Origin of the sequence: Pseudovibrio axinellae (assembly GCF_900110875.1) — a bacterium.
Classification (GTDB): domain Bacteria; phylum Pseudomonadota; class Alphaproteobacteria; order Rhizobiales; family Stappiaceae; genus Pseudovibrio; species Pseudovibrio axinellae.
This window is the reverse complement of sequence record NZ_FOFM01000001.1, coordinates 753,844-773,273: the sequence shown is the minus strand read 5'-3', so window position 1 is coordinate 773,273 and position 19,430 is coordinate 753,844. Positions and strand designations below refer to the sequence as shown.

General features: G+C 50.1%; 20 protein-coding genes. 9 read left to right on the top strand and 11 right to left on the bottom strand.

The genetic code is table 11. The annotated features are described in order from the left end of the window. The first annotated feature begins 395 nt into the window (after positions 1–395). Positions 396–1,658 (top strand): MFS transporter, encoded by a 1,263-nt coding sequence (locus BMZ51_RS03515; protein WP_068006354.1) that lies wholly within the window; start codon positions 396–398, stop codon positions 1,656–1,658. Between the two features lie 130 nt (positions 1,659–1,788). Beyond that, positions 1,789–2,784 (top strand): acrylyl-CoA reductase (NADPH), encoded by a 996-nt coding sequence (gene acuI, locus BMZ51_RS03510; RefSeq protein WP_068006011.1) that lies wholly within the window; start codon positions 1,789–1,791, stop codon positions 2,782–2,784. Positions 2,785–2,900: 116 nt separating this feature from the next. On the opposite strand, the gene BMZ51_RS03505 is transcribed toward acuI, so the two are convergent. The 5 genes from BMZ51_RS03505 to ygfZ form a co-directional block, all read right to left on the bottom strand. Beyond that, positions 2,901–4,064 carry a cell wall hydrolase gene (locus BMZ51_RS03505; RefSeq protein ID WP_068006015.1) on the bottom strand — a complete coding sequence of 388 codons (1,164 nt, stop codon included), beginning with the start codon at positions 4,062–4,064 and terminating at the stop codon, positions 2,901–2,903. Between the two features lie 509 nt (positions 4,065–4,573). Continuing rightward, the gene (locus tag BMZ51_RS03500; protein WP_082825629.1) at positions 4,574–5,599 is read right to left on the bottom strand and encodes an NUDIX hydrolase; all 1,026 of its coding nucleotides are present in this window, start codon (positions 5,597–5,599) and stop codon (positions 4,574–4,576) included. A 20-nt stretch (positions 5,600–5,619) separates the two neighbouring features. Beyond that, the gene (locus BMZ51_RS03495; protein WP_068006016.1) at positions 5,620–6,144 is read right to left on the bottom strand and encodes a tyrosine phosphatase family protein; all 525 of its coding nucleotides are present in this window, start codon (positions 6,142–6,144) and stop codon (positions 5,620–5,622) included. After that, entirely contained in the window at positions 6,144–6,785 is a 642-nt protein-coding gene (locus tag BMZ51_RS03490) for a YfbR-like 5'-deoxynucleotidase (protein ID WP_068006018.1), read from the bottom strand. Before BMZ51_RS03490 ends, BMZ51_RS03495 begins: the two co-directional genes overlap by 1 nt. 154 nt (positions 6,786–6,939) lie before the next feature. Further along, complete coding sequence (gene ygfZ / locus BMZ51_RS03485; protein ID WP_068006019.1) at positions 6,940–7,782, bottom strand: CAF17-like 4Fe-4S cluster assembly/insertion protein YgfZ; 843 nt, start codon at positions 7,780–7,782, stop codon at positions 6,940–6,942. 317 nt (positions 7,783–8,099) lie between these two features. On the opposite strand from ygfZ, the gene BMZ51_RS03480 reads away from it, so the two are divergent. Together BMZ51_RS03480 and BMZ51_RS03475 are read left to right on the top strand one after the other, a co-directional pair. After that, on the top strand, positions 8,100–9,362 hold the full coding sequence (locus BMZ51_RS03480) for a BtaA family protein (RefSeq protein ID WP_068006357.1): 1,263 nt from the start codon (positions 8,100–8,102) through the stop codon (positions 9,360–9,362). A gap of 28 nt (positions 9,363–9,390) precedes the next feature. After that, the gene (locus BMZ51_RS03475; RefSeq protein WP_068006021.1) at positions 9,391–10,131 is read left to right on the top strand and encodes a class I SAM-dependent methyltransferase; all 741 of its coding nucleotides are present in this window, start codon (positions 9,391–9,393) and stop codon (positions 10,129–10,131) included. Positions 10,132–10,192: 61 nt separating this feature from the next. On the opposite strand, the gene BMZ51_RS03470 is transcribed toward BMZ51_RS03475, so the two are convergent. Further along, the gene (locus BMZ51_RS03470; protein ID WP_208979237.1) at positions 10,193–10,858 is read right to left on the bottom strand and encodes a hypothetical protein; all 666 of its coding nucleotides are present in this window, start codon (positions 10,856–10,858) and stop codon (positions 10,193–10,195) included. A 170-nt stretch (positions 10,859–11,028) separates the two neighbouring features. Here BMZ51_RS03470 and BMZ51_RS03465 point away from each other — a divergent pair, with 170 nt between their 5' ends. Further along, positions 11,029–11,661: a LysE family translocator gene (locus BMZ51_RS03465; protein WP_208979236.1), complete on the top strand. Its 633-nt coding sequence runs from the start codon at positions 11,029–11,031 to the stop codon at positions 11,659–11,661. A 119-nt stretch (positions 11,662–11,780) separates the two neighbouring features. Here the strand turns inward: BMZ51_RS03465 and BMZ51_RS03460 are convergent, their stop codons facing one another. The 4 genes from BMZ51_RS03460 to BMZ51_RS03445 all read right to left on the bottom strand — a co-directional run bounded on the left by BMZ51_RS03460 (position 11,781) and on the right by BMZ51_RS03445 (position 13,842). Beyond that, positions 11,781–12,056, bottom strand: a complete 276-nt coding sequence (locus BMZ51_RS03460; RefSeq protein ID WP_068006022.1) for a hypothetical protein — start codon at positions 12,054–12,056, stop codon at positions 11,781–11,783. Between the two features lie 263 nt (positions 12,057–12,319). Continuing rightward, a complete protein-coding gene (locus BMZ51_RS03455) occupies positions 12,320–12,757 on the bottom strand; it encodes a TIGR02301 family protein (RefSeq protein ID WP_175484984.1) in 438 nt (145 codons plus the stop codon). Positions 12,758–12,928: 171 nt separating this feature from the next. After that, positions 12,929–13,336, bottom strand: coding sequence for an NUDIX hydrolase (locus BMZ51_RS03450; protein WP_068006028.1), 408 nt, complete (start codon positions 13,334–13,336; stop codon positions 12,929–12,931). After that, positions 13,333–13,842, bottom strand: coding sequence for a hypothetical protein (locus tag BMZ51_RS03445; RefSeq protein ID WP_068006030.1), 510 nt, complete (start codon positions 13,840–13,842; stop codon positions 13,333–13,335). Before BMZ51_RS03445 ends, BMZ51_RS03450 begins: the two co-directional genes overlap by 4 nt. An 86-nt stretch (positions 13,843–13,928) precedes the next feature. Here BMZ51_RS03445 and BMZ51_RS03440 point away from each other — a divergent pair, with 86 nt between their 5' ends. Continuing rightward, entirely contained in the window at positions 13,929–14,699 is a 771-nt protein-coding gene (locus tag BMZ51_RS03440; RefSeq protein WP_068006031.1) for an SOS response-associated peptidase, read from the top strand. 104 nt (positions 14,700–14,803) lie between these two features. Here the strand turns inward: BMZ51_RS03440 and BMZ51_RS03435 are convergent, their stop codons facing one another. After that, positions 14,804–16,216: an FAD-binding oxidoreductase gene (locus BMZ51_RS03435; RefSeq protein ID WP_068006032.1), complete on the bottom strand. Its 1,413-nt coding sequence runs from the start codon at positions 16,214–16,216 to the stop codon at positions 14,804–14,806. A 176-nt stretch (positions 16,217–16,392) separates the two neighbouring features. Between BMZ51_RS03435 and fabI the strand changes: the two genes are divergently transcribed. From fabI to aroC, 3 genes are all read left to right on the top strand, one after another. After that, a complete protein-coding gene (gene fabI / locus BMZ51_RS03430) occupies positions 16,393–17,205 on the top strand; it encodes an enoyl-ACP reductase FabI (RefSeq protein WP_068006033.1) in 813 nt (270 codons plus the stop codon). A 206-nt stretch (positions 17,206–17,411) separates the two neighbouring features. Then, the gene (locus BMZ51_RS03425) at positions 17,412–18,038 is read left to right on the top strand and encodes a histidine phosphatase family protein (protein ID WP_068006367.1); all 627 of its coding nucleotides are present in this window, start codon (positions 17,412–17,414) and stop codon (positions 18,036–18,038) included. 123 nt (positions 18,039–18,161) lie between these two features. Continuing rightward, on the top strand, positions 18,162–19,253 hold the full coding sequence (aroC, locus tag BMZ51_RS03420; RefSeq protein ID WP_068006034.1) for a chorismate synthase: 1,092 nt from the start codon (positions 18,162–18,164) through the stop codon (positions 19,251–19,253). The last annotated feature ends 177 nt before the right edge of the window (positions 19,254–19,430 follow it).

The following is a 19,430-nucleotide window of genomic DNA, read 5'->3' as shown; positions in this document are numbered from 1 at the left end:
ACAAAATAACCACTTATCAGTTCAAATTTGCAGGGCACAAATAAACAGAGCATACCCATTTTTAAAGCGCATTGAGACCGAACAGGCCGCAAATGACCTTTTGAGAACTAAGTGAAGTTCCCCTACTAGATAGGGTGCATCTGAAATACGGCAGGATTAACCACTTACCTAAGCTCTCTGCAGGTAACTAAGGGCTTCTAGGCTGCATTTTTAAAGAGTGCCCCTAGGATAAAAGCTCATTCCAATTGCTGATGGATCGCATAACTAATTTCAATTATTCCAAGTCTAAAATCTCATTTAAACCTGAGCATTGTTTCTAAACTCAGAGATAACTCACCCCAAAGATTTGAAGTCGGTTTGAAGTGTTAAAGCCGGGCACAAGAAAGAAAGCTGCAATGCCTCAAGCAACCCAAGTTGCGGAACGTTCATCCCGCCGGTATCAGCCCAACGTTCCCCTCATCATTCTGAGTGGGTGTATCATTGGTGCATTGTCTTTCGGTCCGCGCGCGACCTTGGGCCTGTTTTTGACGCCAATGTCCTCTGAATTTGGTTGGGGCAGAGATGTGTTTGCATTTGCCCTCGCTCTTCAAAACCTTATGTGGGGCGTTGCACAGCCCTTTGCAGGCATGATGGCCGATAAATTCGGTACCGGGAGAACTCTGGTACTTGGCGCGGCAATCTACGCCACAGGCCTCTTTCTTATGAGTATGTCAGATACCCCGTTACTGCTTCAGGTCTCAGCCGGCGTTCTGGTTGGCTTAGGGGTTGCGTTCACTTCGTTTTCACTCGTGCTGGCTGCCTTCGCCCGCTCAGTACAGCCAAAGTATCATGGTATTGCATTTGGTATAGGAACGGCAGCCAGCTCATTCGGTCAGTTCTTGTTTGCACCGCTCGGGTTGGGGCTGATTGACAACTTCGGCTGGTCCAACGCTCTGGTGTACATGGCAGCGCTGGTGATCCTTGTACCTTTATTCGCATACTTTCTGCGCGGTCAGTCTGCAGCCGCGAAAACGGGCGGTTCTGTTGACCCTCAAAACACCATGACCCTATCTCAGGCTTTGGCATTAGCATTTAAAACCAGAGACTATATATTGCTCATTTTCGGCTTCTTCGTCTGCGGCTTCCATGTTGCATTCATCACAGTGCATATGCCGACTTTTATAGTCGATCAGGGCTTTAGCGTTTCATTGGGCGCTTGGGCGCTTGCTCTAATTGGCTTGTTCAATATCATTGGCTGCATGTTTTCTGGTGTGCTGGGAAGCCGCGTCCCCAAGCAGTATCTGCTGTCCGTCATTTATCTTGCTCGTGCAATTGCGATCACGCTTTACATCAGTTTGCCAATCTCTGAAGCCTCGACCTTGATCTTTGCGGCAACAATGGGTGTCTTATGGCTGTCGACTGTACCACCGACTTCTGGCCTCGTTGCAATCATGTTCGGACCGCGTTTCATGGCCACATTGTTTGGGATCGTTTTTCTGTTTCACCAAATCGGGTCATTCCTTGGCGTTTGGCTTGGCGGTGTGCTTTATGAAAAGAGCGGCAATTATGACGCCATTTGGTGGCTGGGCATTGCACTTGGAATTTTTGCAGCAATCGTTCACTGGCCCATTCGCGAGCAATCTGCCTCTAAAAGTGCTCTTGTGCGCGCGCCAGCGTAAACATAAAAATTGAAATTCCACGAAAGCTCGGTTTCGCGATCTGAGTGGTGTTACCTAGCGTTATTTACTTGCTAACAAACGGGGTTTCTGACAGGTTTCAGGCGTCTTATTTCGTTAAAAGGATGTGGCCATGAATGAGTTTGAAGCCCTTTGGATTGAAGCCGATGAAAGTGGCCGCAAACCCCTTCCTCCCCGCTGGAACAAAGTAACGGTAGACCAGCTTTCAGAAGGTGATGTGACTGTTAAGGTCACTCACTCGACAATCAACTATAAGGACGGGCTGGCATTGGCTGGCGCTCCAGGTATTGTCCGCAAATTTCCTATGGTACCGGGAATTGACGTGGTGGGCGAAGTGCTGACCAGCGATAGTGATCGTTTTAAGCCTGGCGATCAGGTTATTCTTAACGGCTATGGCGTTGGCGAAGTTCACACTGGCGCTTATGCAAAAGTGGCACGCTTGAAGTCGGAATGCCTCCTGCATCGCCCAAGCGAGCTTTCCCCAGCACGCGCTGCTGCCATTGGAACGGCAGGCTACACGGCTATGCTCTGCGTGATGGCATTGGAGAGATATGGGATCACACCTGAGCAAGGTCCTGTTGCTGTCTCGGGTGCTTCCGGCGGTGTTGGCTCTGTTGCCATTAGCATTCTTTCCAAGCTTGGCTTTGAGACCATTGCATTTACGGGTCGTCTGGAAGAAACGGACTTTCTAAAGAGCCTTGGAGCGAGCGAAGTGTTGGATCGTGCGCAATTGTCAGAAAAGGGCAAGCCGTTTGGTAAGGAACGATGGGCAGCGGCAGTTGATGTGGCTGGTAGCCACACACTTGCAAACCTGATTGCTCAGACTAATTACGGCGGCGCAGTCGCAGCTTGTGGGCTGGCTCAGGGAATGGATCTATCAGGCAGCGTAATGCCGTTCATCCTGCGCAGTGTAGCACTGCTGGGTGTGGACTCTGTGATGGCGCCGATGGCCCTTCGCGAAGAAGCCTACGCAAGACTTGTGCAGGACCTGGACCTTGCGAAGCTGGATTCCCTATCCGAGGTGATCAAGCTGGCTGATGTTGAGGAGCGCGCTGCGAAGCTGCTCAAAGGGCAAGTGCGTGGAAGAACAATCGTAGAAGTGGCATAGCGCCTGCTTTCTATCAGGATTATCCAAAAAACCCGCATCCGTCTCGGCTGATGCGGGTTTCTTAAATGGAAGCGGTCAGGCCACCAAAAATCGCTTGAACACGGTGCCGTGAGAAATTAGCTCCAGCCGCCACCGTAAGTTTTGTAAAAGATGTGTTTGCCGATGCGCTTCTTACGCTGCATCGTTGGCGCCCAGTTCGGCCGCACATATGTCGCGTGATAATGGGTGGATGCATCCACAGCAGGAATGCTCACTTCCCCATCTACAATCTGCCGCGCAATTTTCTTCGCTTTCGCCCAAGGACCTGGCTCTGTCACGCGCTCTGGGATACCATCACACGCAAATGAGAACTGACAGGCGTTCTTCCTGCCTTTGTTTTGATAAACCACGCCGCAAACTGTGTTTGGATAAGCGGGGTTCTTTAAACGATTGAGCACAACCTGCGCGACAGCGATTTGCCCGTCGCGTGGTTCGCTGCGTGCTTCAAAATAGATAGCCTCTGCAAGACAGCGCATGTCACGTTTGGACTTTGCCGAACTTGGCAACTTGCGCATGTACCACCAGTGAGGATTAGTCTCTGAATAAGATGCCAGTTCTTTATCTGAAAGCTCAGGCTTGCCCGACGGGGTGATGGAAACCCTTGGCTTGTTGAGCAACGCATCAAACGGAGCTTTGTTTGTCTTTGAGATTGCAGGCGCATATGCGGTTGTCATGGCAGCGGCATTTTGCTGGGCAATGGAAATCGTTCCAGGCTGCCTTACGACCTTTTTCCGCGCCATATGTTTTCGCGCAGCCAATGCAGCACGTCGCGCTGCTTTGCCAAGAGGGGACATATCAAGCTGCTGGTTGTGCGAAAGCCCCGCAAGCGCATCCCCACCATAATGGCCATTGAATGCCATTTGTGGAAGTTGGGAAACGAAACGATCAGAAGTCCTTGGCTTGCCAGCATTTTGAATGAATGCAACCGCCCGGTTTGAGAGTTTGGTGAATTGCATATCACCCTTACCACCGCGATTGATGACCTCTTGCTGAGCCAATTTTTGCTGTGCCGGAGACGGCACCAGATACTTGGAGAGCTTTGCTATGTCTTGTGCGGAAACAAACTGCATCCACCGCGGAGTATCTTCGTCCAGCGATCTGGTCAGTGCAGGAATGTCCTGAAGCGCAACTGGAGTCGCGGCAAACGTTCCAACTGCAAGCCCTGCAGCTAGAATTGGGTACTTAAAGTACATGAGGACAGCACTGCGCCCTGTATTCTTTTTCATCCCACGGCCCGACATACGCAATTTACTCCAAAGCAACGCCCAAAACTCAGCGCCCCTGAGCTCCCTAAACAAGGAAACTCCAAACTCTGAGGTCGACAGGATGAAGAAGCCCGATAAACACATCCCCACCCGTCAATTTTTCGGATGAGTGCATTTTTGGCTCTTAACCTTGATATAAAGTTAAGTTCACCAAAACCCCAGTTTTTCTGCCACAGCACGCACGGCTAGCAACCAGCATATAGTTAATTTCTCCGTGTGATGCTCACTAAGAAACGAGGGCTATTTTTTGTTTGGGTGTTTCTTTTCACGGGCCAAAAATCATAGGATATTAAAGGCACGCCGCCACAAAATTCATTAGTGGCGATGCAGTGTGTTTTAGGAAATCAACACAATCAAAATCTTAACAAGGTTAACCATTGGCCCCCTCGCAAAATCCACAACTACATTTTCGTTATGCTGATCTTCTAGGAAAAAAGCGCAAAATAGATGTAGATAACCTAACGGCAACTAGGGCAAAAAGTGAATCAAAGCAGACTCACACGCAATCCGGGGGCGAGGCGGTCTTTCAAAATGTCTCGACGGAAACGATAAAGAGCGGCAGGGCGTCCGCCAGTATACGTCGAGGTGCGACCCGTCGGCTCAACCAGCTGTCCGGTTTCAACAAGACGTCGGAAATTTTGTTTATGCAAGTGCCTGCCGGAGATGGCTTCTACCGTTTGCTGGAGATCGGTCAGCGTGAATTCTGGCGGCATGAGTTCAAACACAACAGGTCTGTACTTTAGCTTTGCGCGCAGCCGTGAAAGCGCCGTTGCCAGAATGCGCCTATGATCATGGGCAAGGCCTTCTCCCAGATCAGGCAAGGTACCACGCTCCAGCGCTGTAGGCTGTTTGTCGCGCAGGGCCTCATACATAAGCCCGGAACCATAAAGCAGTTCGTAACGATCCAGAACACGTTCCTCATCCCACTTCAGTGAGCCCACACCGAAGGCAAGCTGATAGCGGTCTCTTCGGCTCAGTTCCTGATAGGTTCTAGCATCCTCATCTGGTGTTTTGCTGAACGCATCCATGCTGGGGTGAATGATCGCCTCCAACATCTTCGGCTGTCCGCCGCGCCAGTCTTCCCATGGGAAAAAATCATACCATGGACGCCACCGCGCCCCCTGCCGTGCAAGCAGCTTTTCCGATCCTGGTGTCTGGCGTGTCAAAGCAAGGTAGCCAACTGAAACCATGTGCGGCTCGCCAGCTTTTGCAAGTGAATAACGTCCACGATCGCCAAATGTGTAAAGCTGCTCAACATGGCCGATATGAAGGGCTGTTTGCTCCTCCACAAAGGCACGTAGGCCAAGTTCAAATGTGCGATGAACACGCGGGTCAAATGGGCCAGAGGGTAATCCGGCAAGTTCGTTCGGTACCTTTTGCGGAACGGTGAGCACAAAGGGAACCTTATCCTTTACCGATACAATGACGGCATTCAAGCCAATGCCAAGCTGAACAGGTGCCATATCAGCACCTTGCTGTGCCGTATTTCCCGGTTTCAGTGCATTGCTCATCAAGTTCTGCTCCGTATCCGTCATGCCAGTTCAATCAAAGCTCTTGGCTCAATGGAAAACTGGTTACCCTCAAATGTTTCGGCCCCGCGACCAATTTCTTTTATGGCTTGTATCATGCGCCCGTTTCTCTGCAAAAGCGTGTCTGCCAGAGAAATGAGCAGCGGATTGGGTGTTGCCACTGGTGAAATCCTGCGTAAATGCTGGCCGAGCGTTTGCTCATGAACCTCAGGCACAGCAGCGCAGGCGATTATGAAAGCTGCCGCGGTGGACCGGCTCACACCTGCCCAGCAATGCACCAGCAAAGAGCCATGCACAGCCACATCCTTCGAAAAGCCAAGCAGCTGCTCCAAATGGATCACAGATGGCGCAATCAACCCTTCGCGTTCCTCAGCAATATCATTGAATTCCAAGATCAGGTGAGCAGTGGGTTGGTGCTTTGCAACTAAGGGAACGTCAGTACCGGGAGAAACAAGGGAAAGCACATGGCTCGGCTTTGCGCTGTTTAAGGTGCCTTCCAATCTGGAAAGTGGGCAGACATGCAACATTAGCGACACTCGACAGATTTGCGGGCCAGATTCAGTTCATCAAATTTGGCAAGAAAGGCCTCTTGCGCGTCTTTTGTCGGCAGCGGTTGCAGGCTTCCTTCAAGCCGCTCCAGCTGGCGATCGCTGAGCATGTCAGGCTTTCCGAAAATCTTATTAGCCTCTTGGCGGCTGAAGCCAGCCAGATGGATTGCCTCCAGATAAGCACTGATGATGTCCGCTCTCTTACTAAGCTTGGAAATGGTCTCTGGTAGGTCTGCCGGCAGATCAAACGCCTTATGAATGGCATGGTGCAGCTGCTCTTCAACAGATTTGTACGTACCGCCCATGACATTTTTAAAGGGGGAGATCATGTCACCAATCACATACTCAGGCGCATCATGCAGCAAGATTGCAATCCGCCACTGCACTGCAAGGTCTGGCTCAAGCATCAACGCGATTTCTTCCACCACAACGCAGTGCTGTGCAACGGAGAAAGCATGATCACCAAAGGTCTGTCCATTCCAGCGGGCAACGCGCGCCAAACCATGTGCTATGTCACTCAGCTCCACATCTAAAGAAGAAGGGGCGAGAAGGTTTAATCTCTTGCCAGAGAGCATTCGTTGCCAGGCACGTGGTGAAGAAGAGGAAAGCTCAGCACACATAGGTCAATCAAGCCAGTCATCAGGAATAAAAGAGTATCTACCAATATCTCTTAAGGCATATTCTGGAAAAGTGGAAACCAGTTTTCGGATAAGGATATCTGCTAGAATAAAGAGCTTGAGCGCACTTTTTTCAGCGGTACGCTCATCTGCTCGCTTAGTTAGATGAAGGCCAGTCGAACCCCGCCCAATCCTGAATAGTCGCCGTCAAAACCGTGCCATCGCAGGTAAGTGGTGCGCCTTTATCCGTTGCAGCTTTAACCCGGTCAAGCCGCAAAAGCGCAAGCCCGTTCGTGCCAGAAGATGAACCCATAGTTCCAACGCTCTTGCCATCCGCCAAAATATCGCAACCTGCAGCAGGTAGAGGATGGTCCGCAGACACCTGAATAATGCGTTTGCGCGCGGTACCACGATGTTTCATGCGAGACACAACTTCCTGACCGATAAAGCACCCTTTGGAAAAGGCGACACCGTGCAGGCTGTCCATGTCCGTATCATGGGGAAACACATCGGCAAGTTTAAAGTCCAGCCCACTTTGTGGGATGCCGAGCTGAATTCGGTGTGCGTGATAATCCGCTTCACTGGCTGTTTCCTCAACCTCTTGGCGGGATTCATACCGCAAGCCCATTAACGCATGACGCGGATCGTGAGGCTTGTCTTCACGCAGGGTGTCGCCCCATTGGGCAACGACACGAACCGTTTCTGCTTCTGGTTCAACAAAAACTTTGGCGCGCAGTTTGTAAAAGGCAAGGCGCTTGGCAAAGGCATCCATTTCCTCAGCGTCGACGTCGAACAAGAACCCACCTGTCTTTTCATCTGCAAAGATAAAAAAGTCCCAAAGGAGTTTGCCCTGCGGCGTGAGGAGCGCACCAAAAGCGCTGGATGTGGGACTCACATTGCTCACATCGCAGCTCACCAGATTTTGGAGGAACTCTTTGGCATCTTCGCCAAAAACCTTCACGAGCCGACGTGAAGTGAGAATGGTGCGTTGAGACGCCATAGACCTGCTCCTTCAATGGATAAAACAACAAGAATATTTCATAACCTATCAGCTATTCTCACACCACGTAAAAAGAATAGTTTCTGTGGGTGAACGCAAACACCATCACCTCAAGGGTCACCGACGGTCCCTGCAATAAATTAATAAAGATGAGTTGGATAAATATAAAGCGTATAATGTGCGTGCGCTTATTAGTAAAATTAAGTATACTTATATATTAGAGGGTTCAATTTTGAATATTGTCAGTGTTAAGTCGTCGTAAATTTGCCTTGTAAGTGAAGTAACCCTTGGTTTCAGTTGAGTATCTGATTCCGGAGGTGCCTGTGACATCAACCATCAGCCAATCAAATAAGCGTTTGAAACAAGCCGTTCACCGTTCAAAACTGGGTTCTATAGACGGTGTGTTAGAGCGTTTGTTCACCTTTGTTTTTAAGGGACTGGTATATCCGCAGATCTGGGAGGACCCAGAGGTGGATATGCAGGCACTGCAACTGAAAGAGCACTCCAAAATGGTCGCGATCGCGTCAGGTGGGTGCAATGTCCTTTCTTATCTAACGACGAACCTACAGGAAATCACGGCGGTCGATCTAAACCATGCCCATGTCGCCCTGGTTCGCCTCAAGCTAACGGCACTACAAGAGTTCCCAAATTACGCAACCTTCTACCGTTTTTTCGGAGATGCAGATGCATCTGCCAATATTCAGGCCTACGAAAAGTACCTGAAGCCGGCGATAGATGCAGAAACGATGGCTTACTGGGAGGGGCGAGGCGTAACAACTCGCGGCCGCAAACGGATCACTCTGTTTGCCCGTGATCTGTACCGTCATGGCGTGCTCGGAAACTTCATTGGTCTGGGGCACTTTCTTGCCCGCACCTATGGAGTAGACCTTACGAGAATTGCGCGAACACGTGACTTGAACGAGCAGCGTAGCTATTTTAACGAGGAGCTCGCTCCATTGTTTGATAAGCGACTGATCCGCTGGGCATTTTCTCGGAAAATATCACTTTACGGCCTCGGTATTCCGCCCGCACAATATGAAAGCCTGGCCGCCGAAGGGGGAGGTCATATGGCTGGCGTTCTCAAGCAACGCCTCCAAAAGCTGGCCTGTGATTTTTCATTGGATGAAAACTACTTTGCATGGCAGGCCTTCACACGCGGCTACGCGCCCCTGAACGTGAGCAGCAGATCCAGTCTACCACGCAATTTGCCGCCTTATTTGCAGGCTGAGCACTTCCCTGATCTCAGTAAAAGAAGCTCTCGTGTTCGCGTTGTTAATCGCTCTTTCACGGAGCATCTGGATAATCAGGATGCCAACAGCCTTGATGCCTATGTCCTGCTTGATGCTCAGGACTGGATGACAGACAGGCAACTACAAGATTTATGGGCAGGTATATCCCGCTGTGCACGTAAAGGTGCGCGCGTCATCTTCAGGACAGCCGGTGTGTCCAATATTTTGCCGGGGCGGGTGAATAACGAAATATTGGGGCAGTGGACCTATGATGAGGCAGAAAGCAAGCGCCTCGGCAAGTTGGATCGCTCTTCCATTTACGGTGGTTTCCACCTCTACATCTATAACTGAACAAGAAGAAGTATGTGAGGGAAATGAAATGACGATAGATAAGTCCTCAGCCTCACTGATGGATAAAACCTATAAGAACCAACGACATTTCTACGATCTGACAAGAAAGCACTACCTTTTCGGGCGAGATCACCTGATCCGGAATCTATCTGCGCCGCGTGGAGGTACTGTTTTGGAGCTTGGCTGTGGAACAGGGCGTAACCTAATTGAAGCGGCCAAAGCATACCCCAGTTGCAAGTTCTTTGGCGTTGATATCTCCTCTCAGATGTTAAGAACGGCAGAGGCAAACATCCACAAAGCCGATCTCTCTCATAGGATACATCTGGCCCAGGGGGATGCGACGCGCGTAGATCCATTTGAAAAGTTTGGTATTGAAACCTTTGATCGGGTGTTCTTTTCCTATTGTGTTTCAATGATCTCACCATGGGAAGACGCATTGAAAAACGCAACCAAGCTGCTGGCAAAAGGCGGCCAGCTTTCACTGGTGGATTTTGGTCAGCAAGAAAGATTGCCAGGTTTCTTTAAGTTGCTGCTGGAAAAGTGGCTCAGCCGGTTTCATGTCACGCCGCGCCCGAACTTGCAGCAAGTTATGAGTGATCTGGCTCAAGCAAACAGCGCCAAACTCCGCTTTCTACCACTATATCGCGGATATGCCTGCTATGCGGAACTGGACAGCAGTTTCTACACGCGGTTCATGGAAAAGCCTGCGCACCATGACCTGCTGGAAACGCAGAATGAAAGCCACCGTGAAATTCGAAAAGCCGGGTAGATATAGTGGTGCCCACCCGGTAATCCCTTGTGTTTTCAGGGAGCTGTTATGGCGGAGACAATCAGTCTCCGGCAATAAAGCTTCGCACATCTCCATCCTTGGAAATGCCAAGGCGGTAGAAGGTCCAGGCGCCATAATCCAGCATTTCAAAGTAATCAGCCGCTGTGACGATCTGGTACATTTCAACCTTTTGCGAAGGGGTTAGATCGTGCAAAGGGTAATGGGCAAAGTAGGGCCATACATAGGTTTCTTCCTCTGTCCCTTCGTTCACTCGTAGATATCCGGCAGTCACAATGTCCAGCAAGATTGCAAGGATCTCGTGACCTTCACCATCCCCAGAACTGTCTTTTAAGAAGCTGACCGGGTCTCTCACAGGGGTAAACGAAAGTTCCGGCGACTGGTCTTGCTTAGCAAACAACGGTGCCAGGGCTGCGACATCACCACTGCGGGCAATTTTAATAAGTGCATCGCGTGTCGCTTTTACCGCTTCCGGTAGGCCAGCGTCATCGTAAAAGATATCCAGTTTCGGTAAAGGGGGCTCCTCGGCAAATTCATTGTCCAAGTCGTCTTCTTGGCTAGTATCTCTGTTGAAATCTTCATCCAAAAGGGGAAACTGCTCGGCTTTGGGTCGTTGGATGCGAATCGTTTCGGTCTGAATTGCCTGTGTTGCCGCCAGACTTGGAGTCGTGGCGCAAAGTAACCCTATGATGAGTAGGCGAAAATACATGAAGTGCTCCGAAACGGAAATGGGCTTGAATTTTGCCCCCTAGTTTAAGTCCTTGTTGGGAAACAAGGAAGAAACGGAGGATTGCCTATGCACAAGCTAGAGGTCCTTTAGCGAATTTAAGAGAAGATCTGACTAGTCTTCTTTGCGTACTGGAAGTTTGGATTGAATCTTTGAACATTGAACTCTTAATTACAGGAATAGCCATCGGGCTTCTAACATCGGCTCCGATTGGTCCTGTAAACGTGCTGGCGATCAGGAGGGCTGTTCACTATGGCTTTCTGCCGGGCCTCATTGCCGGGTTTGGCGCTCTTCTGGCAGACGGTGTTTTTGCAACGGCAGCTGCATTTGGCGTGACGGCTATTTCCGATTTTGTCCAACAACATGAAATCTATATTCAAACTGTAGGTGGAGTGCTGCTCATCATATTTGGTATTGTGGTGTACCGCTCCCAAGCGCACTTAAAAGGCAGTATTAATGGCGGTGGATCGGTATGGCGCGGCCTGATCCTGTCCTTTGTAATGACGGTTACAAACCCGGGCGTCATTTTGGGGTTCATTGCCATTTTCGGCTCTCTTGGTGAGCGCGCGCCGGCAAAGGGCGACTACTTCGGCGCGCTTGCGCTGGTGCTGGGTGTCTTGAGTGGGGCGTTGTTGTGGTGGGCGTGCCTGTCAGCGCTGGTTTCCAAACTGCGCAATCGTATGAATGACAAGTGGCTTGCTGCAATCAACCACACGGCTGGTGTTGTGCTACTGGTCTTTGCTGGGCTCATTCTTGCTAAGGTCGCGCAGGACGTCTTCTTCTAAGGAGTTTATGACGCAGCTTTATTCTTACGCCTACCAATAAAAGTGCAGCCCATACAGCGTCTTAAAAACAAAAAAGCCCCGACTAATCGGGGCTCATTGAATAATCTACTAAACTGAAATTAGTGCAGTCGGCGCTCCAGTGAATAGTCGCCACGCTCAACGCGCTGTGGCAATTCTTCAGCAAACTTGGATACAGCGTCTTCTCCATAAAGAGAAACGAGGTCCATCATTGCAGAAAACAGGGCTGCATGTGCGAGCGCTGTACTGTCGATGCCGTGAGATAGGCCATCCTCCCAAGCTTCCTGAATGAAGCTCAGAGCCAGTCGGCGGATGTCAGCATCAGATGCATCGATCTCTTCAGTAAATTCGCCGGCGATAACGTCGTCCTTGATCATGCTGGCTCTCATGTCCCTCTATGTGCTGCTTCTTTTATGTGCCGATGTATTTAAACGGCAAATAAAAACAAATGAAGCGTCGCATGCCTAAACTGTTAATCGGAACTTAACATGCAAAGAGGCAAGAACAACCGACTCACTGGTGTTTTGGTAAACTCGTCCAGAGCTTCCGTATCTTATGGTTAATATTTGCAGAAAAGCTGAGTTATCCAAAAAACACGCAATAATTGTTTGTGGAAAACGGTTGCAACCAGATTTTTTTATCAATCTCGGCTGTACTTGCCTGTGACTTCTTGGGTGATAATCACGCCTTCCTCTGCGAATCTGCGCGAAGACTCAACAGCAGCTGGTGTGCAAGTTTGGTATACGGAGGCGAATCCCCGGTAGCTTTGGTTGAACCGTTCAACGAGTCGCCGACGTCTCAATTCGTTTTGAACTTCGGCACCAAGCAACGAGTACATGCGCTGCCGCCATTCATCATCTTCATCATGTCCACACAGCGGGCGTAGGTAGTGCAGCGCGCCCAGTATTTCAGAAAGACGAATGAGCTGCTGCTCATAAGGCGGCTCTTTCAGTTCTGGCTGATCTGGCTTTCCCGGTGATTGTGGTGAACTCTGCGCCAGCGCGGAAGGGATGCAATTTATGCTCAAAAGCAAAAGTGCAAAACAAATCCCAGATCCATTAAGTCGAGAAGGCTTCATAAAGCGTCGCATCCAACCGTTGAGTTTTGTATTCTCATTCAAGCTGCATCCCACAGTAAGCTGGTTGCCTTAAGATTCTTTCAGAATGACCATGTCTCTGTTGCCTGTCCACTATGGAACCTAGGGGATTTTCAGTTTTCCCTAGATGAACAACTGAGGTCACCGCCAGCTTTACCTGAAAAGATTTAAGAGGTGTTGTTGCATGCCGGGAGCCAAAGGAAGACCCATCGATGCCTCCAAAGAATACCAGCCCAGCTCAGCAGCATCAGAGGCAGCCTCTTCACGGCCTACCATCAAGTTGCAGGTAAAGACATGAATGCGGTATTGGACATCGCAATCTTCTGGCGAGGGGTAGCTTACCGTCCAGCTCTTTAGATCCTGCGCATAAAGGGTGGTTTCCTCAAGAAGCTCTCGCCTTGCTGCCTGCTCAGGGCTTTCTAAGGGCATAACTTTGCCACCAGGAAAGGCCCAAAGACCTTCGCCGGGAGGAAGACCGCGTTTGATAAGCAGAACTTGATTGTTATGGACGCAGGCAACACTCGCTGCCTCTATATACGTTGGAGCGTTTTCTTTGCTCATGAGAACAGGGCGTCAACATCCGCCTGCGTGCTCTCTTGCAGGTTGAATGTGTCGTCGGGCAACTGACCGTGGATTATCGAACCAGCCTGCGACAACAATGGTCGAATAGCGGTTACAGCCTTACCCTGGACGGTTTGCAACAGTTCCTCTGATGGTTCGCTTGAGCTAAGCATTTCTTGCAGGGTGATAACTTCGCGGTCAATCTCGGCAATGCACATTTCTAGCGCGTTCCGCAGGCGCTCTTCAACAGCCCCATAAGCGCGAATTGCAAGCTCTTTCTCTGAGAAACTAGAGGCTCTGAAATGTGTGATATAGTCTGCCGGTGCCCATGCTAGGACATCCTCTGCGCATTCGGGGATATCAGGAAGCATTTCAAGAAGCATGACGACTTCATTGAAATGATTGAGGTAGTCAGTTGCTAAGCCCGTGGATGGATTGATGTTTGCATGCGTCAAAAGCTCAGGAGAAAGATCTCCTACGCCGATTTCCTCGCAATACATATCCATGAGAGCCTCCCAGCTTCCTATCTGTCGCGCGCAACCTATCTTTCAATTGGTTGCAATTTTACTAAAATTCGAACAGAGTAATCTGCATGTGTGGTAGATATAGCCTGTCAGCGTCTCCGGAAGAAGTCAAAGCGTTGTTTGATTATATCGAACAGCCTAACTTTCCACCGAGATACAACATAGCACCGACTCAGCCAATTGCACTCGTAAAACACGAAAATGGTGGGCGTCACTTTGGGTTAGCCCGCTGGGGGCTGGTGCCAGCATGGGTTAAAGACCCATCAAGTTTCACTCTTTTGCTAAATGCCAGAGCCGAGACTTTGGAGGACAAACCATCGTTCCGCGCCGCAGTTCGGCACAGAAGATGCCTGATACCTGCAAATGGCTTCTATGAGTGGCAGCGCAAGGGAGCGGCAAAACAACCCTATTGGATCGCGCCGTCAGACGGACGCCTACTTGCCTTCGCTGGCCTGTGGGAAACTTACTCTCACCCCGATGGAGGGGACATAGATACGGCTGCTGTGATCACAGTAGAAGCAAATATGACGATGAAATCTATTCATCATCGCATGCCCGCAATCATCGCCCCTGAGCATTTTGAGGAGTGGCTGGACAACGGAACGGTCATGGCCAAAGAGGCAGTTCAGCTTCTTAAACCAGCACAGGAGGGGCTCCTTATCACAACGCCAGTGTCTACACGGGTAAACAGCGTGACGAATGATGACCCCGCGCTATGGGCCAAAGAAGAAATCACTGTTCCGCCGGTGCCACGTAAAGAACCTGCAAAACCGAAGCTGCGAAAGAAAAAGGTGGCTGGTGGATCTTCCAGTGGAAGTGGGCAGCTCGATTTGTTCTAGCGACGACCTTGGAGCGTGTGCCAAAAGAAAACTGGATGAATTGGTTGTGGTTCGATGAAGGACAGGTGCTTCCAGATTATTTGAAAGCACCTGATCCAGGTAGGTTAGAGCACACGACCTGGATTAAACATGTTGGCCGGGTCGAGCGCTGCTTTGATAGAGCGCATCATGTTCATCTCTGTAGTACTCTTCACCTCAGCGAGCAGATCTCGCTTCAAAATACCAATTCCATGCTCTGCGGAGATAGAGCCGTTATAGTGAGCAACAATCCCGTGGACGACCCGGTTCACCTCATCCCACTTGGCGAGATATTCGGCTTTGTCCGCACCTTTCGGCTGAGTAATGTTAAAGTGAATGTTTCCATCTCCCATGTGACCGAATGGAACCGGGCGACATCCTGGGACAGCTTTTTGGACGGCTTCTATCGCGTCCTCCAAGAACTCAGGAACTTTGGCAATCGGCACTGACACATCATGTTTGATGGAGCCGCCTTCGAATTTCTGCGCTTCAGAAAGACCGTGCCGCAACCGCCAGAAGTCCTCTGCCTGGGCTTTACTTTGAGCCAGTAAGCCATCACGCAGCAAATCGTTCTCAAAAGCTTCCGTAAAGATTGTCTCTGTCAGGCTGGCAACGTCTATGTCTTTCGTTCCCGCTGAGATCTCGATAAGCACATACCATGGATGGGGTGCTTCAAACGGATAACGAGATTGCTCCATATGTTCGCAAACGAATTGCATACCGGTGTCAGGTATCAACTCAAAGCCAGTCAGCATATTTCCAGCATGGCTTTTTGCCAATGAGAACAAAGAAAGTGCCTTTGAAGGCGAATCTAGCGCCACAAGGGCCACTTCAACAATCGCTGGAGCTGGGTATAATTTGAGGCTCGCCCCTGTAATGATCCCCAAAGTACCCTCTGATCCGATAAATATTTGTTTCAAATCGTAACCAGTGTTGTCTTTGCGAAGGGTTCGAAGGCCGTGCCAAACCTCTCCATTTGCAAGCACAACTTCCAAGCCAAGAACAAGATCGCGGGTGTTGCCGTAGGACAGGACAGCCGTCCCCCCTGCGTTGGTTGCAATGTTGCCGCCGATCTCGCAAGACCCCTGTGAAGCAAGCGTCAAAGGAAACAGACGATCATGTTTTTCCGCAGCGTCATGGATGGCCTGTAATGTGATGCCCGCATCTGCGACCATCGTATAGCCTTCGGGGTCAATATTTCGAATTTTGTTTAATCTAGAAAGAGATAGGACGATTTCACTGCCGTCTGGATTAGGAATTTGCCCCCCGACAAGACCCGTGTTCCCCCCTTGTGGAACCACCTTAAGATCGTGCTGTGCTGCAAGTCTCACGCACTCTGCAACTTCTGATGTGGAGCCGGGGCGCAGCACCATGGGTGTCGCCCCTTTGAACTTGTCTCTCCACTCAACGAGAAACGGGGTCTTGTCATGGTCATCGACCAATACATTTGCGTCTCCGATGAGACCTTGAAAGGCACTTACCAAATTTGGATTAGTCATTTTTCTATCACAGTGTTGGAAGTTGATCTGGCTCTCACTATCAGATAATGGGAGCGCAAGAACACGTCCATTGTTAGATTGGACTTTTTTCGGCGGCTTGTAGCCAAATGAACAGTGTGCCATAGCACGTTAGATCTGTTTACTAGATAAAGTGAAATTCACTTCAGGAGAAAAACATGGCAGAAGCGCAAGGATTGATGGCCGGTAAACGTGGTCTCATCATGGGACTGGCCAACAATCGGTCCATCGCTTGGGGTATTGCGAAAGCACTACACGATGCCGGAGCTGAAATTGCGCTCACCTACCAAGGTGAAGCTCTTAAGAAACGCGTAGCGCCCCTGGCGGAGCGGCTTGACGCAATTGTTGTGGGTGATTGCGACGTTACTGATGAAGCTAGCATTGATGCAGCATTTGACGTTCTTGAGCAAAAGTGGGGTAAAATCGACTTTGTTGTTCATGCGATCGCATTCTCCGATAAGGAAGAATTGACTGGTCGTTACCTGGACACCAGCCCAGAGAACTTCAACAAAACAATGCAGATTTCCTGCTACTCTCTTGCAGCTGTATCCAAGCGTGCAGAAAAACTGATGACTGAAGGTGGTTCCATCCTGACACTCACCTACTATGGTGCAGAAAAGGTAATGCCGAACTACAACGTCATGGGTGTTGCAAAAGCAGCTCTGGAAGCAAGCGTGAAGTACCTTGCAGTAGATCTTGGCCCTCAGAAAATCCGCGTAAATGCTATTTCTGCAGGCCCAATTAAAACACTTGCAGCGGCAGGTATCGGCGACTTCCGCTATATCCTCAAATGGAACGAATACAACGCACCACTGCGTGAAACAGTTTCAATTGATGATGTAGGGAACTCAGCGCTCTACTTCCTGTCCAACCTGTCCCGCTCGGTCACTGGTGAAACCCATCATGTTGACAGCGGCTATCATGTGGTTGGCATGAAGGCAGTAGATGCGCCTGACATTTCTGTTGTTTAGCTTGCCCAAATAACTCAACTTATAAGAAAAGGCGCTCTTCTGGGCGCCTTTTTTATTAGCGTTAATCCTTCGCAAAACATGTAGGGTCAAGGTGAGGAAGATCGACATAACGGTTGATTTCTAAAGATGAATGCCTCATGTACCGCATAAGAAAAGAGACAATTGCTGCTTACTTACCAATTGGACCACCGCTGGAAGCCCATTTTATGACAGGTTCGTTGATGCCCCTTGCGAAAATAGCGCCAAGCCCATTCTTATATGTTCGCCATGGTCAGACAGACTGGAACCTTGAAGGTCGGATGCAAGGGGGGCAGGATATTCCCCTTAACGATACTGGCCGCAACCAGGCACGGCGCAATGGCATGGTCATGAAAGACCTTCTGTCAGACCTGAATATGGCTTCTGACGAGTTTACCTTCGTGTGTTCTCCAATGATCCGCGCCCGCGAAACTATGGAGCTTTTACGTAAGGAACTGGGGCTTGACCCAGAGTGCTACCAGGTAGATGAACGTTTGCGCGAAATCACTTTTGGTGAGGTGGAGGGGCTGACTGTCCCAGAGATGAAGATTAAGCGCCCAGAGGTGATTGAAAACCGTCGCAATGACAAGTGGGGTTATGTTCACCCTGGCGGCGAAAGCTATAAAATGGTTTCCGAACGTATCAATGACTGGATGTCAGAGCAGAGTGAGCCGATGATTATTGTCGCGCACGGTGTTGTCATGCGTGTTTTGCGCGGGCTGTTGTGCGGTTACGCACCAGCCGAGATTCCAGATCTGGAAACTCCGCAGGACCAGTTCCTACTATGGCGGGATGGCGCTGAGGCTTGGGTCTGACAGTAGCCAGAAGAGCTGTTGTACATTTGGTAAAATTACGCAAGTGCTGCAAGCCTCTCAATTGACCTCTCAAGTGAACCAAATTAAAACCACTGTATCCTTTTAGAACTGAACCGGTAGAACATGTCACATAACACCTTTGGCCATCTGTTTCGTGTAACAACCTGGGGCGAAAGCCACGGGCCAGCTTTGGGTTGTGTCGTGGATGGTTGTCCGCCACTTCTTCCTATTACTGCCGAAGAGATACAGGTGTATTTGGACCAGCGTAAACCTGGCCAGAACAAGTTTACCACACAGCGCCGTGAGCCGGACCAAGTGAAAATCCTTTCCGGTGTGATGGTGGATGAAGAAGGTGTGCAGCGCACGACCGGCACACCTGTTTCACTGATGATTGAAAACACCGATCAGCGTTCAAAAGACTACTCCGAGATCAAAGAGCGCTACCGTCCCGGTCATGCAGACTACACGTATGACGCCAAATACGGCATTCGTGACTATCGCGGGGGTGGGCGTTCTTCAGCCCGTGAAACTGCTGCGCGTGTGGCAGCAGGTGGTTTGGCGCGCAAGGTTATCCCGAATATACGGGTGCGCGGTGCGCTCGTGCAGATGGGGCCACACAAGATCAATCGCGATAATTGGGACTGGAACGAGATACATAACAATCCGTTTTTTTGCCCGGACAAAGAAGCTGCTGCCTTCTATGAGGAGTACCTTGATGGCCTTCGTAAAGCGGGTTCTTCTATTGGCGCTGTCATCGAAGTTATTGCTGAAAATGTACCAGTAGGATTAGGAGCCCCCCTTTACGGTAAAATGGATCAAGACCTGGCTTCGGCTATGATGTCCATAAACGCAGTAAAGGGTGTCGAAATTGGCAATGGCTTTGAAGCTGCCTGCCTGACTGGCGAAGAAAACGCTGACGAAATGCGTATGGGCGCGAATGGCAAGCCAGATTTCCTATCTAACCAAGCCGGGGGCGTGCTGGGTGGTATCTCGTCCGGTGCACCACTCGTTGTTCGCTTTGCTGTAAAGCCGACCTCCTCCATTCTCACACCGCGCAAATCAATCACCCGTAGTGGTGAAGAGGTGGATGTGATGACCAAAGGTCGCCACGATCCATGTGTTGGTATCCGTGCCGTGCCTGTCGGAGAGGCGATGATGGCCTGTGTTCTGGCTGATCACGTGCTGCGTGACCGAGGCCAGTGCGGAGAGCGTTAAGCTCAAAACTTCCTGAAGTTTTACTATTATTGAAAAGGCGTTGGGGCGAACCGACGCCCTTTTTGTAACCACTATCCGTTAGCTTAGACTGTCACGAAGCCATAAACCTTTCATTCATATCGAACTCATCTGCTACTAAAGATCAGGACTGTAGCTTAGGTCTTTTTAATTTTACCT

Excerpts from the sequence above, each read along its gene's own strand:
- BMZ51_RS03515 (WP_068006354.1), top strand. The coding sequence starts at position 396 with ATGCCTCAAGCAACCCAAGTTGCGGAACGTTCATCCCGCCGGTATCAG.
- acuI (WP_068006011.1), top strand. The coding sequence starts at position 1,789 with ATGAATGAGTTTGAAGCCCTTTGGATTGAAGCCGATGAAAGTGGCCGC.
- BMZ51_RS03505 (WP_068006015.1), bottom strand. The coding sequence starts at position 4,064 with ATGTCGGGCCGTGGGATGAAAAAGAATACAGGGCGCAGTGCTGTCCTC.
- BMZ51_RS03500 (WP_082825629.1), bottom strand. The coding sequence starts at position 5,599 with ATGAGCAATGCACTGAAACCGGGAAATACGGCACAGCAAGGTGCTGAT.
- BMZ51_RS03495 (WP_068006016.1), bottom strand. The coding sequence starts at position 6,144 with ATGTTGCATGTCTGCCCACTTTCCAGATTGGAAGGCACCTTAAACAGC.
- BMZ51_RS03490 (WP_068006018.1), bottom strand. The coding sequence starts at position 6,785 with ATGTGTGCTGAGCTTTCCTCTTCTTCACCACGTGCCTGGCAACGAATG.
- ygfZ (WP_068006019.1), bottom strand. The coding sequence starts at position 7,782 with ATGGCGTCTCAACGCACCATTCTCACTTCACGTCGGCTCGTGAAGGTT.
- BMZ51_RS03475 (WP_068006021.1), top strand. The coding sequence starts at position 9,391 with ATGACGATAGATAAGTCCTCAGCCTCACTGATGGATAAAACCTATAAG.
- BMZ51_RS03470 (WP_208979237.1), bottom strand. The coding sequence starts at position 10,858 with ATGTATTTTCGCCTACTCATCATAGGGTTACTTTGCGCCACGACTCCA.
- BMZ51_RS03460 (WP_068006022.1), bottom strand. The coding sequence starts at position 12,056 with ATGATCAAGGACGACGTTATCGCCGGCGAATTTACTGAAGAGATCGAT.
- BMZ51_RS03455 (WP_175484984.1), bottom strand. The coding sequence starts at position 12,757 with ATGAAGCCTTCTCGACTTAATGGATCTGGGATTTGTTTTGCACTTTTG.
- BMZ51_RS03450 (WP_068006028.1), bottom strand. The coding sequence starts at position 13,336 with ATGAGCAAAGAAAACGCTCCAACGTATATAGAGGCAGCGAGTGTTGCC.
- BMZ51_RS03445 (WP_068006030.1), bottom strand. The coding sequence starts at position 13,842 with ATGGATATGTATTGCGAGGAAATCGGCGTAGGAGATCTTTCTCCTGAG.
- BMZ51_RS03440 (WP_068006031.1), top strand. The coding sequence starts at position 13,929 with ATGTGTGGTAGATATAGCCTGTCAGCGTCTCCGGAAGAAGTCAAAGCG.
- BMZ51_RS03435 (WP_068006032.1), bottom strand. The coding sequence starts at position 16,216 with ATGACTAATCCAAATTTGGTAAGTGCCTTTCAAGGTCTCATCGGAGAC.
- fabI (WP_068006033.1), top strand. The coding sequence starts at position 16,393 with ATGGCAGAAGCGCAAGGATTGATGGCCGGTAAACGTGGTCTCATCATG.
- BMZ51_RS03425 (WP_068006367.1), top strand. The coding sequence starts at position 17,412 with ATGACAGGTTCGTTGATGCCCCTTGCGAAAATAGCGCCAAGCCCATTC.
- aroC (WP_068006034.1), top strand. The coding sequence starts at position 18,162 with ATGTCACATAACACCTTTGGCCATCTGTTTCGTGTAACAACCTGGGGC.